Source organism: Streptomyces sp. NPDC005004 (assembly GCF_053600675.1).
Genome location: NZ_JBSGAH010000004.1, coordinates 117,725 through 136,256 on the forward strand (window position 1 = coordinate 117,725; position 18,532 = coordinate 136,256).

The 18,532-nt window shown below is 73.7% G+C and carries 12 protein-coding genes; 3 read left to right on the forward strand and 9 right to left on the reverse strand.

What is annotated here, in order from left to right:
* Window positions 1–7: 7 nt before the first annotated feature.
* The gene (locus tag ACWEEU_RS06705; RefSeq protein WP_451729285.1) at window positions 8–667 is read right to left on the reverse strand and encodes a cyclase family protein; all 660 of its coding nucleotides are present in this window, start codon (window positions 665–667) and stop codon (window positions 8–10) included.
* Window positions 664–2,271, reverse strand: coding sequence for a purine-cytosine permease family protein (locus ACWEEU_RS06710; RefSeq protein WP_451729287.1), 1,608 nt, complete (start codon window positions 2,269–2,271; stop codon window positions 664–666). The genes ACWEEU_RS06705 and ACWEEU_RS06710 overlap by 4 nt, the downstream gene beginning before the upstream one ends.
* 474 nt (window positions 2,272–2,745) lie before the next feature.
* Here ACWEEU_RS06710 and ACWEEU_RS06715 point away from each other — a divergent pair, with 474 nt between their 5' ends.
* Window positions 2,746–3,168, forward strand: coding sequence for a subtilase-type protease inhibitor (locus ACWEEU_RS06715; protein WP_385750819.1), 423 nt, complete (start codon window positions 2,746–2,748; stop codon window positions 3,166–3,168).
* Between the two features lie 218 nt (window positions 3,169–3,386).
* On the opposite strand, the gene ACWEEU_RS06720 is transcribed toward ACWEEU_RS06715, so the two are convergent.
* The 4 genes from ACWEEU_RS06720 to ACWEEU_RS06735 all read right to left on the reverse strand — a co-directional run bounded on the left by ACWEEU_RS06720 (window position 3,387) and on the right by ACWEEU_RS06735 (window position 9,593).
* Window positions 3,387–6,203: an NHLP bacteriocin export ABC transporter permease/ATPase subunit gene (locus tag ACWEEU_RS06720; protein WP_451729290.1), complete on the reverse strand. Its 2,817-nt coding sequence runs from the start codon at window positions 6,201–6,203 to the stop codon at window positions 3,387–3,389.
* Between the two features lies 1 nt (window position 6,204).
* Window positions 6,205–8,325, reverse strand: coding sequence for an NHLP family bacteriocin export ABC transporter peptidase/permease/ATPase subunit (locus tag ACWEEU_RS06725; RefSeq protein WP_451729760.1), 2,121 nt, complete (start codon window positions 8,323–8,325; stop codon window positions 6,205–6,207).
* Between the two features lie 113 nt (window positions 8,326–8,438).
* A complete protein-coding gene (locus tag ACWEEU_RS06730) occupies window positions 8,439–9,245 on the reverse strand; it encodes an HlyD family efflux transporter periplasmic adaptor subunit (protein ID WP_385750960.1) in 807 nt (268 codons plus the stop codon).
* Window positions 9,246–9,377: 132 nt separating this feature from the next.
* A complete protein-coding gene (locus ACWEEU_RS06735) occupies window positions 9,378–9,593 on the reverse strand; it encodes a hypothetical protein (protein ID WP_018548646.1) in 216 nt (71 codons plus the stop codon).
* Between the two features lie 680 nt (window positions 9,594–10,273).
* Here ACWEEU_RS06735 and ACWEEU_RS06740 point away from each other — a divergent pair.
* A complete protein-coding gene (locus tag ACWEEU_RS06740) occupies window positions 10,274–11,686 on the forward strand; it encodes a S1 family peptidase (RefSeq protein WP_451729763.1) in 1,413 nt (470 codons plus the stop codon).
* A 201-nt stretch (window positions 11,687–11,887) separates the two neighbouring features.
* Here the strand turns inward: ACWEEU_RS06740 and ACWEEU_RS06745 are convergent, their stop codons facing one another.
* A complete protein-coding gene (locus ACWEEU_RS06745) occupies window positions 11,888–14,026 on the reverse strand; it encodes a SpoIIE family protein phosphatase (RefSeq protein WP_451729766.1) in 2,139 nt (712 codons plus the stop codon).
* Between the two features lie 339 nt (window positions 14,027–14,365).
* Between ACWEEU_RS06745 and ACWEEU_RS06750 the strand changes: the two genes are divergently transcribed.
* A complete protein-coding gene (locus ACWEEU_RS06750) occupies window positions 14,366–14,974 on the forward strand; it encodes a response regulator transcription factor (protein WP_385744946.1) in 609 nt (202 codons plus the stop codon).
* A gap of 19 nt (window positions 14,975–14,993) precedes the next feature.
* Here the strand turns inward: ACWEEU_RS06750 and ACWEEU_RS06755 are convergent, their stop codons facing one another.
* Both ACWEEU_RS06755 and ACWEEU_RS06760 read right to left on the reverse strand, forming a co-directional pair.
* Window positions 14,994–16,715, reverse strand: coding sequence for an ATP-binding cassette domain-containing protein (locus tag ACWEEU_RS06755; RefSeq protein ID WP_451729295.1), 1,722 nt, complete (start codon window positions 16,713–16,715; stop codon window positions 14,994–14,996).
* A 28-nt stretch (window positions 16,716–16,743) separates the two neighbouring features.
* Entirely contained in the window at window positions 16,744–18,453 is a 1,710-nt protein-coding gene (locus ACWEEU_RS06760) for an ABC transporter ATP-binding protein (RefSeq protein ID WP_451729298.1), read from the reverse strand.
* Window positions 18,454–18,532 lie beyond the last annotated feature (79 nt).

Genomic DNA, 18,532 nt, shown 5'->3' on the forward strand with positions numbered 1-18,532 from the left:
CGCGCCGTCACTCCCCGCCGAGCCGCGCCACCGCGCGCACCGGCGCCCCGTCCGAGCCCGGCAGACGCAGCGGGAAGAGGAACACCTCGGCGTCGTCCGCGCCCACCAGCCGGTCGAGGTTCCCGAGGTTCTCCGCGATCACTCCGCCCGCCCCGCACAGCACCCGGTGGGCCGGGAGGGACGGGTCGGCGTCCGGGCCGCTCGGGTCCACGCTGAGGGCGTCCACCGCCACCGTGCGGACCCCCGCCGCCACCACGGCCTCGGCGGCGGCCGGGGTCAGCCAGGGATGGTCCGCGTAGCCGTCCGTGCCCCAGTGCGCCGACCAGCCCGTGACCAGCAGCAGGATCGCGCCCGGGGTCACCGCCTCCAGCGCCGTGGCCAGCAGCTCCGGCGCGATGGGGGAGCGGGGCGCGAGGCCGCGTACGTCGGCCACCACCGCGCGGCCCGTGAAGCGGGACAGGGGAAGCTCGTCCAGCCGGAGCCAGGCGTCGTCGACGTGGTAGGGCGCGTCCACGTGCGTGCCGGACTGCGAACCAAGGTGCAGGGAAAGGACGTTGACCCCGTCGACGGGGGCGCGCAGGGCGGGGGAGACCGTGACCTCCGGGTCACCGGGATACACGGGCATCCCGCTGACCACGGGGACCGAGAGGTCCAGCCACCGCGTCATCGGGTGGGCTCCGCCGGCACCGGCTCGCCCGCCGGCACCGGCTCGCCCGCCGGCTCCGACTCGCCGCCCGTGATCGGCGGCACCGGGGTGTCCGCCGTGCGGGCCAGCCGGGCGCCGTCGGGGCCATAGGCCGCGCGGGGCTCCGGGAACAGCCACAGCAAAGCCAGGAAGAGCAGCGCGGCCACCGCCAGCGAGAGCGGCAGGCTGATGTCCACCCCGCCCGCGACATCGCCCAGCGGGCCCACGAACTGGCCCGGGATGTCGGTGAACAGCACACCGAGCACCGCCGAGACCCACCAGGCCGTCATCCCGCGCCAGTTCCAGCCGTGCGCGAACCAGTAACGGCCGCCGCGCTGACGGCGGTTGAAGACCTGGAGAGCGTCCGGGTCGTACCAGCCGCGCCGGGTCCAGAAGCCGAGCATCATCACGACCATCCACGGCGTGGTGCAGGTGATGATCATTGTGGCGAAGGTGGAGATGGACTGCACGAGGTCCAGGCCGAAGCGGCCGATGAAGATGAACGCGATGGACAGCACGCCGACCAGCAGCGTCGCCTGGACCCGGGACAGCCTCGGGAAGACCGAGGAGAAGTCAAGACCCGTGCCGTAGAGCGAGGTCGTGCCGGTCGACATGCCGCCGATCAGGGCGAGCAGACACACCGGCAGGAAGAACCAGCTCGGGGAGATCGCCAGCAGACCGCCCACGAAGTCCGGCGCCTCCGGGTCGACGTACGCCGGTGCCTTCGTCGCGATGATGCTCGCGGTCGCCAGGCCGAACACGAAGGGCAGCAGCGTGGCCAGCTGGGAGAGGAACGCGGCCCCGATCACCCTTCGGTGCGGGGTGGACGCGGGGATGTAGCGCGACCAGTCGCCGAGGAACGCCCCGAACGACACCGGGTTGGACAGCACGATCAGGGCGGCGCCGATGAACGACGGCCAGAACATCGACTGCGTCGCCGCGTCCGCGTGGGCCGTGAAGACACCGGCGTACGACGGGTCGAAGTCACCGGCGAAGGCGATGGCGCCGAGCAGGAACAGCACGGTCGCCGACATCACCGCGATCTTGTTGACGAAGAGCATGAACCGGAAGCCGTACACGCACACCGCGAGGACGAGCCCCGCGAACAGCGCGTACGCCACGACGTACGACAGCGTGCCGCGCTCCAGGCCGAACAGCCGGTGCGCGCCGCCCACCAGGGCGTCGCCCGAGCTCCACACCGAGATGGAGAAGAACGCGATCGCGGTGAGCAGGGAGAGGAACGAGCCGACGACCCGGCCGTGCACACCGAGGTGCGCGGAGGAGGAGACCGCGTTGTTGGTGCCGTTCACCGGGCCGAACACGGCCATCGGACACAGGATCAGCGCGCCCGCGACCACCCCGAGGACGGTCGCGGCGAGTCCCTGCCAGAAGGACAGCCCGAACAGGATCGGGAACGCGCCGAGGACACAGGTGGAGAAGGTGTTCGCGCCGCCGAAGGCGACCCGGAAGAGGTCGAGCGGGGTCGCGGTGCGCTCGGAGTCGGGGATGCGTTCGACGCCGTAGGGCTCGACCTCGGTGAGGGCGGGCGGCGGCGTCGCCGGTGATGCGGAGGACGGAGAGGTCAACGGTGGCTCCTGCGCCGCGTGATGGGCGGATGTCCGGATCGGGATCTGCCGACGGTACGGCCGGGCGGCGGAAACGGACCAGGTGATGTTTCGTCCATCTTCCGGGCCCGCCGATGGAGGGTTCGGCCACTCGGGCGCGCCCGAAACCCGGGCGAACGCGAGGAAGCGTGAAGGTGTCACGAACGGGACGTGAAGGGGGACCGGGCGGCCACGGCCGGAATGTTTCAGGCCGATTGCGCAGGCGGTGCTTTTCGGCCAGTCGGCCCTGTTCCGCGATCAAGAACCGCGGCGTTGCACGGCCGACGTGTTCGAATTCCGTGACTTCTCGCCACTGATTCAACACGCAATGTTACTGAAAGTCATGGGTGGGATGTGTGTTCCGGCGGCGGACTCGGCAGAGTGGCGGCCGCCGCCCCGGCACCCGAACGGAACCGGGCCGGCACCCCCGTCTGTTCGAGCGGAAGGATGCACACAATGCGGAACACCGCGCGCTGGACCGCGGCCCTGGGACTCACCGCCGCCGCCGTCTGCGGCCCCCTGACCGGGGCTGCCGCAGCCGCCCCGGCCTCGCTCTACGCGCCCTCGGCGCTGGTGCTCACCACCGGCCACGGCGACAGCGCCGCCACGCTCGCCCCCGAGCGCGCCGTCACCCTGAGCTGCGCCCCGACCCCGTCCGGCACGCACCCGGACCCCGTCCGGGCCTGTGCCGAACTGCGCGGACTCCAGGGCGACTTCACGGCCCTGAAGGCCCGCGACGATGTGTGGTGCACCCGGCTGTACGACCCGGTCACCGTCACCGTGCAGGGTGTGTGGCAGGGCCAACGCGTCTCCTACGAGCGCACGTTCGGCAATTCTTGCGCGAAGGACGCGCTGGACAGCAGCGTCTTCGCGTTCTAGGACCGGGATCGCGCGGACTCCAGGACGCCGACAGGGCTCGTGACTGGGGAGTGCGGCCCCTGGCCGGAGCGACCGCGATCCCGTGACCGGAGCAGGCGGACGGTGTGGGGCCGTCCGCCGGTCTCCGGAAGCACAACCGTGTCCCGGCCGGGCCCGTGGGGGGCCTCGGCCGGGACACGGCGTTTCGTCTCCCGACGGCTTCCCGGGGCGCCCCGGCCCTACGCCATCTGCCTGCGCACCAGTTCGTGCAGCCGACCCCCGGTGTCCGCGAGGAGTTCGGCGGGCGGACCCTGCTGGACGACCTTGCCGTCCTCCATCACCACCACCCGGTCCGCGTCCATGACGGTCGAGAGACGGTGGGCGATGACGATCCGGGTCGCGTTGAGCTTGCGGGTGCTCTCCATGACCGTGCGCTGGGTCTCGTTGTCCAGCGCGCTGGTCGCCTCGTCGAAGAACAGCACGCGCGGGCGCCGGATCAGCGCCTGGGCGATCATCAGCCGCTGGCGCTGGCCGCCGGAGACCGCTCCGCTGCCGGAGACGATCGTGTGCAGCCCCATCGGCATCCGCTGGATGTCCTCCGCCAGCCCCGCCAGTTCGGCCGCCGCCATCGCCTCCTCCGGGGTGTACGGCTCGGCGCCGCAGATGACGTCAAGGATCGAGCCGGTGAACGGCTGCGCGTGCTGGAGCACCACCCCGCACTGGCGGCGCACCGCCGACTGGTCGAGGGCCGCGAGGTCCTGGCCGTCGTAGAGCACGCTGCCGGAGACCGGCTTGTCGAAGCCGATGAGCAGGCGCAGCAGCGTGGACTTGCCGCAGCCGCTGGGACCCACCACCGCGACGAACTCGCCGGGCCGCACCGAGAAGGACACGTCGTCCAGGACCAGCGGGCCGTCGTCCGCGTACCGGAAGGACAGCCGCCGGGCCTCCAGCGCGCCCGTGAGCGCACCCGGCCGGGTGCTCGCCGAGCGCACCTCGGGGGTGGCGTCGAGGACCGGGCGGATCTCCTCGAAGAGCGGCAGCGCCGCGACCGCCGAGACGAACGCGCCGGTGAGCTGGGTCACCGAGGTCAGCACCATCGTCACCGAGGTGCTGAAGGTGAGGAACGCCGCCGCCGACATCGCGCCCCTGGCCGGGCCCGCGAGGAGCATGAACATCACCAGCGTGCAGACCGGCAGATAGACCGCGCCGAGCACCGCGCTGAGGTTCTTGATCCGGCCGACCTTCTGCTGGAGCTCCCGGCTGCGCGCGAACTCCCGCGCCCACGCGGCGTACGCGTAGTTCTCCGCCGCCGCGACCCGCAGCTTGGGCAGACCGCGCAGGGTCTGGAACGCCTGGTTGTTCAGCTTGTTGCCCAGCGTCACCAGACGCCGCTGCCAGCGCACCTGCCACAGACCGAGCCCCAGGAACACCGCCCCGATCACGATCAGCAGCCCGATCGCCGCGAGCGCCATCGGCACGCTGTACCAGAGCAGCAGCCCGACGTTCATCGCGCCGACCGTCACCGACTGCGCCACCACCGGACCCACGCCCGCGAGGAGTCGCCGGATCGAGCTGATGCCCATGGCGGCGCTGGCCAGTTCCCCGGTGGAGCGGCTCGCGAAGAACCGGGTGGGAAGTCGCAACAGCCGGTCCCACACGGCCGGTTGGAGCGCCGCCTCGATACGGCCCTCAAGGCGCAGGATCGTCAGGTTCTCCAGCAGCGTGAACGCCGCCGAGACGATCCCGCTCAGCATCACCGCGAGACACACCTGGGCGATCAGGTTCTCCCGCGCCTGCGGGACGTACTCGCCGAGCACCTTGCCCGTGGCCACCGGCACCAGCGCGCCGATCGCCACCGTCACCAGTCCCGCGAGCAGCAGGTTCGTCAGGTCGCCGCGCGTGCCGCGCAGGCTGAAGCGGAGCAGTCCGAGCGGGCCGAGGCGCCGTTCGGGCAGCGGGCGGTAGAACATCACCGCGCGCGGCTCGAACTCCTCCGCGTTCGCCTTCTCCACCGGCGTCTCCCGCCCGGTCGCCGGCTGGACGGCGACATAGCCGCCGCGCCGCCACAGCAGCGCGACAGGCGCCCCGGACAGCGCCCGGTGACCCACCAGCGGGCCCACGTTCTCCCGCCACCAGTAGCCGTGCAGGCGGACCGCGCGGGTGCGCACCCGGGAGGCGAGCGCGACGCGCTCCACCGGGTCCAGGCGCTCGCTCTCGGTGCCGCCGTGCGCGGGCTCGGCGAGCGCGATCCCCGCCGCCTCCGCGACCAGCTTGCAGGCCGCGTACCCGGCGTCCGCGTCCGCCGCCGTGGTCCGCCGTGCCGAGCGCTTGCCGATGGACGCGAGCAGCGTCCGGTCGGCCTCGGCGCGCACCGCCTCACCGGCCTTGATGCCGGCCGCCGCGCGCGTCTCGTGCGTGCGCTCCAGTTGCTCGATCCACCGGTCGAGGGCGGTCAGCAGGCGGTACTGCTGGTCCACCAGGGTCTGCCACAGCGCCGGGTCCATCAGCAGATCGGTGGCGGCCTCCGCGCCGTACAGGGAGCCGTACTGCACGCTGCCCGGTGGCACCTGGGTCCAGAACACGTCGTCGTCCGAGGGCGCGGTGGAGCGGTCCTCGGCGAGCGGCGCCTGGAACAGCACCGCGAGGCCGCGTCCGACGCCGAGCGCGAGCGCGTACTCCAGCGGGCTGGTGGCGGGCGGCACGTACTGGGGGTTGCCGTACGCGTCGTACGACCAGGTCTCGGTCCCCGCGCTCTGGTACAGCTCGCGCAGGTTCACCCGGTGCACCACGCAGTCGCGCACCGGGCGGGCGACCAGCGTGTGCTGGGGTCCGGCGACCGGACCGAGCAGCAGCGCGCCCGCCTCCAGGCGACCCAGGTGATGCCAGTGACCCTGCTGGGCGGCATCCACCGCGAACAGGTCCAGCGCGCCGGACGCCACCAGCCACAGCACCTGCGGGCCTTCGAGGTCCAGGCGGTTGAAGCCCGCGCAGTCCACCCGGGTGCCGAGCGCGCCGAGGGCGTCGAGGACGAGGTCCCCTTCGTGCGTCTGCGTCATCTCACCGCTCCCTGACCAGCGCCGCGTAGGCGCCGCCGCGTGCCACCAGCTCGTCGTGGCGGCCGCGTTCGACCACCGTTCCGTGCTGGAGGACCACGATCTCGTCGCTGTCGCGGACCGTGCTCAGCCGGTGCGCGATCACCACACAGGCACAGCCGCGCCTGCGCAGGTTGTCCATCACGACCAGCTCCGTCTCCGCGTCGAGCGCGCTGGTCACCTCGTCGAGCACGAGGATGCTCGGGCGGCGCACCAGCGCCCGCGCGATCTCCAGGCGCTGTCGCTGGCCGCCGGAGAAGTTCCGGCCGTCCTGCTCGACCCGGCTGTGGATGCCGCCGGGCCTGCGCATCACCACGTCGTACAGCGCCGCGTCCCGCAGCGCCTCCACCACGGCCTCGTCCGGGATCGAGCGGTCCCACAGCGCCACGTTGTCGCGCACCGAGCCCTCGAAGAGGAACACGTCCTGGTCCACGAAGGAGACCGAGGAGGCGAGCGCGCCGCGCGGGATGTCCTCCAGGCGCGTTTCGTCGATGCGGATCACGCCGTCCCACGGGGAGTACAGCCCCGAGATCAGCCGGGACACCGTGGACTTGCCGCTGCCCGAGCCGCCGACCAGCGCCACCTGCTGACCCGGACCCACCGTCAGGTCGAAGCCGGTCAGCAGCGGCTTGTCCAGCGGGCTGTAGCCGAAGGTGACGTTCTCCAGTCGGACGTGCCCGCGCAGCCTGCGCGTGGACTCGCCCGCGCCGCCGGGGCGGTCGTAGAGCGGGTCGGCCTGGAAGTTCTCCACGTCCTTCAGCCGGGCCACGTCGGCCGCGAAGTCCTGGATGCGGCCCGCCACGCCGTTGAGCCGGGTGAGCGGCGCGGTGAAGCGGGCCACCAGCGCCTGGAAGGCGACCAGCAGACCCACCGAGATGTGTCCCTCGATGGCCCGGACGCCGCCGATCCACAGGATCAGCGCGCTGTTGAGCGTGGCCAGCGTCGGCGCGACCACACCGAGCCACGCACTCGGCACCCCGAGCTTCTGCTGCTCCTCCAGTGTCGCCGCGTGCTGCCCGGCCCACTTGCGGAAGTAGCCGTCCTCGCCGCCGGTCGCCTTCATCGTCTCGATCAGCTGAAGCCCGGTGTACGAGGTGTTGGTGAGCCGCGCGGAGTCCGCGCGCAGCTTCGCCGTACGGGTGGCGCGCAGCCGTACGACCATCCGCATCGCCACGATGTTCAGCAGGGCCACGCCGATGCCCACGAAGGTGAGCTGCGGGTCGTAGGTGTAGAGGAGCACCGCGTAGAGCACGACCACGATCGCGTCCACGCCCGCCGCCGCGAGGTCGCGGGCCAGGGTCTCGGCGACCTGGTCGTTGGATTGCAGGCGCTGCACCAGGTCGGCGGGGGAGCGCTGGGAGAAGAAGGTGACCGGCAGCCGCAGCAGATGGCGCAGGAAGCGGGCGCTGGAGAGGGTGGAGGAGATGATCCGGCCGTGCAGCAGGTTGGTCTGCTGGAGCCAGGTCAGCACCAGGGTCAGCGCGACACAGGTGCCCATCGAGGCGAACAGCACGCCGAGCAGCGAGGTCTGGCCGCCGATGAGGAACATGTCGATGTAGGTACGGCTCAGCGCGGGCACGGCCGCCCCGACCGCGACCAGCAGCAGGCTCGCCAGGACGGCGGCGGGCAGGGTGCCCGCGGTGCCGCGCAGCCGGGCGGGCATCGCGCCGAGGATGCCCGGCTTGCGGCCGCCCCTGCTGAAGTCCTCGCCGGGCTCCAGGACGAGCACCACACCGGTGAAGCTGCCGTCGAACTCCTCCATGGGCACGAAACGCCGGCCCTTGGCGGGGTCGTTGATGTACACCCCGCGCCGGCCGAATCGGCGGCCCATGCCGTCGTAGACGACGTAGTGGTTGAACTCCCAGAACAGCACGGCCGGAGCGCGCACCTCGGCGAGGGCGGCCAGGTCCATCTGCATACCCTTGGCGGTCAGCCCGTAACTGCGCGCCGCCTTCAGGAGGTTGCTCGCGCGCGAGCCGTCGCGGGAGACACCGCACGCGATGCGCAGCTCCTCGAGCGGGACATGGCGGCCGTAGTGGCCGAGCACCATCGCCAGGGAGGCGGCGCCGCACTCGACGGCCTCCATCTGGAGCACGGTGGGCGTACGGACCGTGCCGCCACGGCCCTTGGGGACCGGGCGGCGCGGGGGTGCGGCGCGTCTGCGGCCACGGGTGTCGGGGTCCTGCCCCGTCTGGACGGTCACGGGAGCAGCCAATCGAGGGGGCGCTGGTCGGCCAGGTGGACCGAACCGGTGGCCAGGGTCATGGAGTCGAGCCGGAAGGGCGGTCCGTCGACGGAGGACCAGCGGTAACCGCTCTTCGCCGAGGCCGACTTCTCCAGCTTCACGGTCACGGCGACGGGGCGGCTCCTGCGGGTGAACTGCTGCCCGAGCTGGGTGTCGCCGAGGAACGCGGCGATCGACTGGGCCGACTGGGCGGTGCGGTCCACCGACTTCACCCGGCCGCGCAGGACGCCGTAGCGGTCGGCGGGCACGGAGGAGACGGTCAGGTCGACCTCCGCGTGCGCCGGGATGGAAGCGGCGTTCTCGGCGGGCACGTAGACCGTCGCGTACAGCGGGTCGCTCGTGTGCGCGACCTTCTCCACGGCGGCCACGTTGGCGCCGGTCTGGATGATCTGCCCGATCGTCGCGGCGAGCGCGGTGATCCGTCCGGCCGCGACCGTGCGGATGAGGGAATCACCCTGCGCCGTACGGACCTTGAGGACGGGCGCGTTCGCGGGAAGCCGCTCGCCCTGCTCGGCGAGCACGGCCGTCACCTGACCGGCGACGGGGCTCTGGAGGAGGTAACTGCCCTGCGCGTGCGTGAGGATGGCCGGGGCACTGACCGTGGAGGTGACCGAGCCGGTCACCGCCCACACGGAGGCCGCCGCCATCACGACGACGGTGACACCCAGCGCGAGCCAGCCCTGCGGGCGCGCGAGACGCACCGGGAGGTCGAGTTCCTCCGGTGACTGGAGCTTGGCGAGGGCCTGTTGGCGGAACTGCACGGAACTTCCCTCACCCGAGGAGAGACGACGGCACGGAGACTGCGGCGGCGACCTGCGCGGAAACCGCCGGGGAACGCCCGAGAGTCCCGGAGCCGGCGGACGGCTCCGGGACTTCGGTGAAACCAGGTGCGATCAGAGACCGGCGACCAGGTTGGTGACCGGCTGGGTGTTCAGGCCGGTGACGCCCTCGACGGTGCCGATGGCGGTGTCCACCAGGCCGGAAACCGGGGCGATGCCGTTGACGGCGCCGGTCACGGTGTTGAGGGCGTTCACGGACAGGCCGCCGGAGACGTTGTCCAGCTCGGCGTCCGAGATCTCGACGGTCTCAACCTGGGGGGTGGAGTTCATGGTGGAACTTCCCTTCATATGGATATCTCACAAGGGGGAGAGCGGCCCCCTCTGGGGGACAGATGGACCGCCGTACCGCGAGCACCCGGGGGCGGCCGTCTCCGGCAGCTCCTGAGCGGTCCCCGCGGTGCGATGGATCAAAGCACGCGCGCCGCGCCCGCTTCCACCTGAACAAGCCCCTCACCAGGCGTTTCTGTCGGTAATGGGGGGCGATGGTGACGGCGTGCGCACGGCGTCGTGGCCACTCCTTCACATGCCGGGCGCGCGCCGCGGGCCGACTCGTGCGTTCCTCGGGCGGCGAATCCGGCACTCCTCTCCAAAGGTGCGTTGCGGGAGCGCGCGGATGTGCAGATCCGGCCGTGCCGGTGACCCGCTTGGGCAGTCGGTGTGCAGATTCCCTGAAGCAACGATTCCGGTACACGTCCTGGACGGACCGTCACCTGACGGGTCCCCAGTGTGACGATCCGGGTCCGCCGCCCTTGCGCCACGGCACCGGAGGAGACGTGGACACCTCTGCCGCGATGGCCGATTCGCTTTGCGCCGAAGGAAGTTGGCGGACGGAGTTGAACGCTCCGCGCACCCCGCCCGTACCTGTAGCCGTCCGGGCGCCCCCGTTCCACTGCCCCTAGCGGCAGACCCCCGTCCCCCACTGGAGGTCGAGAAGGTTGAGTCACAAGCGAATGCCCAAGCGCAAGGCCGCGATAGCGGTGGGCGGCGTGGCGGCGCTCGGAGCCGCGGCCCTCCTGCTGCCCAACGCCATGGCGTCCCAGGACAAGGACGCGACCGCCGCCGCAGGCACCGCCAAGACGCTGAAGGCCACCGACGCCTCCACGCTCAGCGCCCAGCTCCAGAAGCAGCTCGGCACCGCGTTCGCCGGTGCCTACTACGAGAACGGCAAGCAGCAGCTCGTCGTCAACGTGGCCCGGGGCGACCAGAACGCCATGGCGCGCGCCCGGCAGGCCGGTGCCGCCGTCCGTGAGGTCGACAACAGCACCACCGAACTCCAGGCCGCCGCAAAGACGTTGAAGACCAAGGCGACCATCCCCGGCACCGCCTGGGCCGTGGACCCGCGTACCGACAAGGTCGTCGTGAGCGCCGACAGCACGGTCACCGGCGCCAAGTGGGACCGTCTGGAGTCCACCGTCGAGGGCCTCGGCTCGGACATGGCCACCCTCAGAAAGTCCTCCGGCACCTTCAAGACCTTCGTCTCCGGCGGCGACGCCATCTTCTCCCAGGTCCAGGGCGGCAACGTCCGCTGCTCCCTCGGCTTCAACGTCACCGCCTCCGACGGCAGCCCCGCCTTCCTGACGGCCGGTCACTGCGGGGTCGCCGCCAAGGAGTGGTCCGACTCGCAGACCGGTCAGCCCATCGCCACGGTGGACCAGGCGAACTTCCCCGGCGACGGCGACTTCTCACTCGTGAAGTACGACGACCCGGCGACCCAGGCCCCCAGCGAGGTCAACGCGGGCAACGGCCAGACCGTCCCGATCACCCAGGCCGTGGACGCCACCGTCGGCTCCACCGTGTTCCGCATGGGCTCCACCACCGGGCTGCACAACGGCCAGGTGACGGGTCTGGACGCCACGGTCAACTTCCAGAGCGAGACCGACCCCAACGGCGTGGACACCGTCACCGGTCTCATCCAGACCAACGTGTGCGCCGAGCCCGGCGACTCCGGCGGCTCCCTGTTCACCCAGGACGGCGGCGCGGTCGGTCTGACCTCCGGCGGCAGCGGCGACTGCACCAGCGGCGGCGAGACCTTCTTCCAGCCGGTCACCACCGCGCTCGAGGCCACCGGCGCCACCCTCGGCGACGGCGGCCAGGCGGGCGCGGGCGACCAGGCCGGTGGCGACCAGGGCGCGGGCGACCAGGCCGGCGCGGGCGACGAAGCGGGCGCCGGTGACCAGGCGGGTGCCGGGGACCAGGCCGGCGGCGACGAGGTCGGCGGCGCCGCGGACCCGTCCGCCTCGGCGGGCGACCAGGCCGCCGGTGACGGCGCCGCCGGTGACCAGGCCGCGGGCGACCAGGGCGCCGCGCAGAGCGGCACCGCCCAGCACCACAGGTCGCGCCACCACCACAGCGGCGGCAACTGAGCCGCTCCACCTTCCGGCACCCCGCGCGGGTGCCGGAACCGACGCCCCGGCCGGCCGTTCACACGCGGTTCCGGTCGGCCGGGGACGGTCCGGCCCTCCGGCGGGAGGGCCGGACCACCTCTTTGCCGGGGGTGGGTTTCTCAGCGGCCCCCTTCTCCGCGGCCGGCACGGTCCGGCCACGAGCTCCGGGCCCGGGTGCCGTCAGCCGCCCCCGCTCGCCCGCAGCAGCAGCACCGCCACGTCGTCCACCCGCTCGCGCCCCGACGCCCCGTGCCGCACCAGCTCGTCCGCGACGCTCTCCAGCGGTCCGCCGCCCGCCTCCGCGAGCACCACGCCCAGCTCGACCAGCGCGTCCTCGATGTCCACGCCCGGCGACTCCACCAGCCCGTCGGTGTAGAGCGCGAGCACCGAACCCGGAGTCATGGCCACTTCGGTCGTCGGATACACCGCCCCCGCGTCGATCCCGAGCAGCGGCCCCCCGGCCAGGTCCAGCACCCGTACCCGGCCGTCCGGGCGGCGCAGCAGCGGCGGCGGATGCCCGGCCCGTGCCATCACGGCCTGTCCGCGCGCCGGGTCCAGCCGCAGATACAGACAGCTCGCGAACAGATCCGCGCCGATGTCGAGCAGCAGCCGGTTGAGGCTGTCCATGACCTCCTCCGGCGACTGCCCCACCGCCGTGTACGCCCGGACTCCGGTGCGGATCTGGCCCATCAGCGCGGCCGCCGTCACGTTGTGCCCCTGCACGTCGCCGATCACCGCGGCCGCGAGCGGACGGGTCGGCACCAGGTCGTAGAAGTCGCCGCCGATCTCCATGCCCCGGGTCGCGGGGAGGTAGCGCGCCGCCGCCTCGATGCCCGGCGGCGGGGCCAGGCTGTGCGGCAGCAGTGCCGACTGGAGGCCGTGCGCGAGCCGGTGCTTGGCGTCGTACAGCAGGGCCCGCTCCAGCGCCTGCGCGATCAGCCCGCCGAGGCTGGTCAGCACCGCGCGCTCCTCGGCCCGGAAGACATGCGGCTCCGCGTACGCCAGCACGCACGTGCCCACCGGGCGCCCGGAGGCGACCAGCGGCAGATACGCCCAGGCCGCGAAGCCGTCCCGCGGGTCGCGTCCCGACGGATAGAGCCGCTCCAGGTGCTCCACCGACTCGAAGAAGGCGGGCACCCCGCTGTCCAGGGCCTGGGTGCCCGGGGAGCGCGCGCTCAGCGGGAGACCGTCGTAGTGCTCCACCGCGCGCGCGTCGCGGTAGCCGTGGTGGCCCAGGACGCGCAGCCGCCCCTCCTGCGAGCCGAGCAGCACCAGCGCCCGGCTGCCCACGGCGGGCCCCAGCTCGTCCGCGACCAGCCGCACCAGGTCCCGTACCGCCACCGCCTCGGTCAACGCGCCGGTCAGGCTGAGCAGTTGGGAGATGGTCACCAAGCGGGGCGGAGGCGTGCCCGACCGCGCGGCCTCGTGCGTCCGCTCCGTGAGCACCTTGACCCGGGTGATGCGCACGCTCAGCCCGGTCGTGTTCGGATACAGCCGGAAGGACAGCCACTGGTCCGGCGGCCGCAGCGCCACGAACGAGGTCGGCCGCTGACTGAGCAGCGCGGCCCGGTAGCGGTCCTCGTACCCCGGGTCGTTCAGCCACGGGACCGACACCCACGGCAGGGTGCCCAGCAGATCCCCGGCGGAGCGGCCGAGGAGTTCGGCGGCGGCCTCGTTCAGGAAGCCGATGCGGCCCCGCAGGTCCATCGAGACCAGGCCGTACGGCAGCCGGGACAGCAGCCGTGCCGCCTCCGCCGGATCGGGGTCGACGGCGGCCTCCGGCGCGGGCGTGGCCAGCAGGTCGGGCTCGGGTCCGGCCGGCAGGGCATCGGCGGCGGCTCGCTCCAGTTGCCCGGAAAGCCGCGCGCAGGCTTCCGTCAGCCGGTCCTGGTCCTCGCCGGACACCTCCGCCGCGCGGGTGCCGGGCCAGGTCACGAAGACCACACCCAGCACCCGCTCCGCCGTCGCCAGCGGCACCGCCGCGAGCGCGAAGGGGTACGGCAGCACCACCGCGATCCTCGGGAACCGGCGCGCCATCTCCTCCGCGCCGCCCACCCAGACCAGGCGCCGCTCCCGGGCCGCCAGGGCCACCGGGATCTGCGCGCTCAGCCCGACCCGCTCCCAGGGCGCCGCGAACGCGCGCGGGAGCCCCGCCATCACCGCCATCTCCAGGACCGGCGCGTCGGGCCGCAGCAGATAGACCGCACCGGAGTGCGCTCCGACGTCCTCCATCATCGAGGCGAGCGCGAGCGACAGCAGTGGTCGTCCGGCCGCCGGGGACACGGACGCGGGCCCCGGTGTGTCGGACACCCCGACCACCTCCTCGTACGGTCGCGCGCCCGGCCCGGGCGGAGCGGGGCGCCCGCCCGGGGACGCCCCGCACGCGGCGGATGCCGCCATCGGGCCGTGTCCCTGACCTGCGGACCGGCCCGGTCGGCAAGGGGGCGCCCCGAGTACCCCGCGAGGGCGGGGCCCATGCCCGTGGTTCCGGAGCACGCGATGGCACACGGGCGCCGCGTGTGCGCCCCCGCGCCTCCTGATGGCCGGATCTCCGCGCACGAGTTGGGCCGCCACACCCAACAATGGGCACGCGGTCGACTTCCGAGGGTGACAGTACGGCCGCGCAGAGCGACGCAGAGCGAAACCGAGGGGGCGGGAGTGATCCGGGTGCTTCTGGTGCACGACGCGTGTCTGGTACGGGCGGTCCTGGCGGAGTGGCTGCGGCGGGAACCCGGCCTCCACGTGGACGACACGCCGTGGCGCGGCGCCTCCGACCAGGTGCGCACACTGTCCCCGGACGTGTGCGCGGCCGACCTGGAGTACGGCGACGGCCACGCGGCGCCCCCACTGGCCGAGTTGTGTCCCCCGGGCACGGGAGGACGCCCACCCGCCCTGGTGGTCCTCGCCAGTGCCCATCGCCCCGGTCTGCTCAAGCGCGCCGCCGAGGCGGGCGCGCTCGGTTTCGTCGACAAGGCGGGCTCTCCGGAGGGCCTGGTCCGCGCGATACGGCACGTCGCCGCGCGGGAACGTTTCATCGACGCCTCCCTGGGCTTCGGCTTCCTCCGGGCCACCCAGATCCCCCTGACACGCCGGGAGCTGAGCGTCCTGGACCTCGCGGCGGGCGGCGCGTCGATCGCCGAGATCGCCCGCAGCCTGCACCTGTCCCACGGGACGGTCCGCAACTACATGGCCGCGATCACCCGGAAGACGGGGGCGCGGAACCGGATCGACGCGATCCGGATATCCCGCGGGGAGGGATGGCTGTGACGGCCGCTCCCGGCGCCGCTCAGCCCACCCGCGCGTCGGGCGCGCCGGCCCAGTCGCCCATGAGGTCCCGGTACAGCGGCGAGGAGGCCAGCAGCTCGGCGTGCGTCCCGCACACCGTGCGCGCGCCGTCCAGCACCAGCACGAGATCCGCCCGCCGGGCCGAGCTCATCCGGTGCGCGACGACCACCAGGGTGCCGCCCGGCCGGTCCGCGAACGCCCGCTCCGCGCGTTCCTCCGCCTCCGCGTCGAGATGACAGGTCGCCTCGTCCAGCAGCGCTAGGGGGGCGGTGGAGAGGTAGGCGCGGGTGAGCGCGAGGAGCTGGCGCTCACCCGCGGACAGGGCGGTGGGGTGGACCTGGGCGTCCGGGCCGCCGAGCGCGGTCAGCAGGGGGGTCAGGCCCACCGCGTCGGCGGCGGCCAGCAGTTCGTCCTCGGGTACGGGGTCCGGGCGGTGCAGCGTCAGGTTCTCGGCGAGGGTGCCGCCGTGGACGTACGCCTCCTGCGGGATGAGTGTGCGCAGGGCGGTCGCCTCCGGCGCGGGGCGGCCGTGGATGTGGGTCGTGCCCGCGTCGGGTGCGAGCAGCCCGGCGATCAGGGCGGTCAGCGTGGACTTGCCGGTGCCGCTCGGGCCGACGACGGCGAGGTGGGTACCGGGGGGCAGCGCCAGGTCCAGCCCGTGGAGCACCGGTTCACTCGCGGGTCCGTAGGCGAAGCGGAGACCGGAGAGGGCGAGGGCGGGCGCCTTCGGCTCGGGAGACCGTTCGGCGGCCGGCGATGCTTCGGTGGCCGGGGACGCCTCGGCGTCTGCCGCGTGCGGCTCCGGCTCCGGAGGGAGCAGACGGCGCAGTACGACCGTCAGCCGGGCCCCGCTCGTGCCCAGGCCGTGGACCAGGTTCTGCAGGGCCGGATACAGGGACTGGCCGACGTAGGCCAGCGCACCGACGAGCGCGCCCGGCGTCACCCCCCGGCGCAAGAGCCAGGGAGCCGCCACGAGGAGCAGGATCACCGGCACCTCGCCGCCCAGCGCGAGCGCGGCCACGCGGGCCGGGCTCCAGCGGGCCAGGGAGCGCGCCGTCCTCAGCTCGACCCCGATACGGCGGTCGAGGCTCCGCGCGACCCGGGACTCGGCGCCGGTCGCGGTGATGTCCCGCAGCCCGGAGCCCACCGCGCCCAGGTCCTCGGCCAGCGCCTCGTCGGCCGCCAGGAACGCCTCCTGGCGGCGGGCCAGGGGGCGCAGCGTCGCCGTGAAGAGGGCCACCGCGGCCAGCAGCGGAGGCACCACCACCGCCAGGAGCAGCGGGTCGAGGGAGAACAGACCGATCAGCGCACCCGCGGCCGTGAAGAGGAAGGAGCGGGAGACCAGCACCAGTCCGGCGAGGGTGTCCCGGGCGATCTCCACCTGCTGGGTCAGGCCCGAGAGCGCACCCGGATCGGCCTCGCGGACCCCGCGCCGGACCACCTTCGACACCAGCCGGTCCCGGACCGGCTCGACCAGCGCGGCCACCACGCCGTACACCCGCCCGGTGCCGACCGCGCCCACGACCACCGCCGCCCCGGCCGCGCCGAGCCAGAGCAGCCCGGTGCGGACGTCCCCGATGAGGAACCCCGCGTCCAGGGCGCGCGCGAGGGCGTACCCGGCCAGGAAGGTCTGCCCCGCCTCCAGGAGGGACCAGACGCCGAGGCGCACCAGCACCCGCGCCTTCGTCCGCGCGTACCGGGCCGCCCGCTGCCGCAGCTTCATCGGAGCCCAACTCCCTCGTGTCGAAGCGCTACTTGGCCACCGTCTCGGCGTCCCCGAACACCGCCCGGTACTCCGGGTCCCGCCACAGCTCCGCGTGCGGCCCCACCGCCCGCAGGCGCCCGCCGTCCAGCCACGCCACCGCGTCCGCCGCGGCCGCGGTCGCCGCCCGGTGGGCGACCAGCAGGCGGGTGGGTCCGCCCGGGGTCAACAGGGAGCGGGAGATCTGGCGTTCGGTGACGGTGTCCAGGCTGGAGAGGGCGTCGTCCAGGATCAGCAACCGGCCGCCGTGCGCGAACGCGCGGGCCAGTCCCAGGCGCTGGGATTCGCCGCCGGAGCGGGGCGCGTCCGCGAGAGGCGTGTCGTACCCCTTCGGCAGCCTGCGGACGAACGCGTCGGCGCACGCCGTGCGGGCTGCCTCGCGGACCCGGTGGGCGGGCGGCCGGTCGAGGCCGAAGCCGAGGGCGTCCTCGACGGTCGTCCCGAACAGCGCCGGACGCTCGAAGGCGTAGGAGACGGCGCGGCGCAGCGCGTCGTGGGTGAGGTCGCGCAGCGGTACGCCGTCCAGCAGCACCTCGCCCGTGTCCGGGTCCGCGAGCCGCCCGGCGACCTCGGCGAGCAGCGACTTGCCGGTGCCGGAGCGGCCCACGACGGCGAGCGTGGTGCCGCCTGGCACCGTGAGGTCGACCCCGTCGAGGACGGTGCGTCCGCCGCGCCGGGCCGTCACGCCCCGCAGCTCCAACCTGCCGGTACCAGAAGGCAGTCGCCTGGTGCCGTGCGCGGACGCCGGTGGGATCGGCACCTCGGCCAGCCGTGCGGTGCCGGCGCGGGCGCGGCTGAGCGCGGCGAGCCGTCCGACCAGTACGCCGACCCCGGTCGCCAGCGCCGCGTACCGGGAGGCCGCCAGCACCTCGCCCACCGTGAGCCGGTGCCGGGCGAGCAGCAGCCCGGCCACCGCGACCACGCCCAGGTTCAACAAGGGTGCCACGGTGAGGGCTTGGGCCGCCGCTCGCCCCTGCACCCGCCACATGGCGTGACCCGCGCGGGAGAGCCGGGGGAGCGGGGCGAGCACCCGGGCCGCCTCCCGCTCCTCGGCGCCCGCCGCGCGGATCGTCCGGTGGCCGCCGACCGCCTCCGTCAGCGCGGCCGCGATCACGCCCTGCTCCCGCTGGTACTCCTCCGCGCAGGCCGAGGTGTCCCGGGCCAGGGCCCGCAACAGCAGCGCGAGCACCGGCGCGCCGGTGAGGAACACCGCCGCGAGCAGCCAGTCGACGATGCCGAGCGCGACCAACGCACCCACCGGCAAAGCGAGTTCGGCCAGCAACGCGGCCAGCGCCGCCGGGCCCGTACCCGCCTGCGCGGCACCGCCGACGAGCCGGGCCACCAGGTCCCCGCCGCCGAACCGCGCCGCCGCGCGCGGTCCCAGCGCCAGCACCTGCCCGGTGACCCGGCGCCGCAGCCACGCCGCCGAGCCCGCGTCCAGGGAGCCGCTCACCACGCCCGCGCAGCCCTCGAACACGGCCGACAGCAGGACGAGCCCCGCGCACCAGACCACCCAGCGGGTCGCGTCCTGGCGGGCCAGCAGCAGGTCCAGGGCCCGCCCCAGTACGGCGGGCAGCAGCAGCCCGGCGGCGGTCGCGGCGGTGCTCAGGGCGAACAGGGCGGTGGCGCGCGGGCCCCCGTGACGGAGTACGGCGCGGGACAGGGCGCGGGTGGCGTCGGCGTCGGGACTGGGCGTCATCGGCTGCGGCCTCGCCTCGGTCGGAGTGCGGGTGGGTCGGAGCGGCGTGCTGCGGTCGAGCCACGTCGTGAAGAAGGGA

Excerpts from the sequence above, each read along its gene's own strand:
- ACWEEU_RS06705 (WP_451729285.1), bottom strand. The coding sequence starts at position 667 with ATGACGCGGTGGCTGGACCTCTCGGTCCCCGTGGTCAGCGGGATGCCC.
- ACWEEU_RS06715 (WP_385750819.1), top strand. The coding sequence starts at position 2,746 with ATGCGGAACACCGCGCGCTGGACCGCGGCCCTGGGACTCACCGCCGCC.
- ACWEEU_RS06720 (WP_451729290.1), bottom strand. The coding sequence starts at position 6,203 with ATGACGCAGACGCACGAAGGGGACCTCGTCCTCGACGCCCTCGGCGCG.
- ACWEEU_RS06725 (WP_451729760.1), bottom strand. The coding sequence starts at position 8,325 with ATGGAGGCCGTCGAGTGCGGCGCCGCCTCCCTGGCGATGGTGCTCGGC.
- ACWEEU_RS06735 (WP_018548646.1), bottom strand. The coding sequence starts at position 9,593 with ATGAACTCCACCCCCCAGGTTGAGACCGTCGAGATCTCGGACGCCGAG.
- ACWEEU_RS06740 (WP_451729763.1), top strand. The coding sequence starts at position 10,274 with ATGCCCAAGCGCAAGGCCGCGATAGCGGTGGGCGGCGTGGCGGCGCTC.
- ACWEEU_RS06755 (WP_451729295.1), bottom strand. The coding sequence starts at position 16,715 with ATGAAGCTGCGGCAGCGGGCGGCCCGGTACGCGCGGACGAAGGCGCGG.
- ACWEEU_RS06760 (WP_451729298.1), bottom strand. The coding sequence starts at position 18,453 with ATGACGCCCAGTCCCGACGCCGACGCCACCCGCGCCCTGTCCCGCGCC.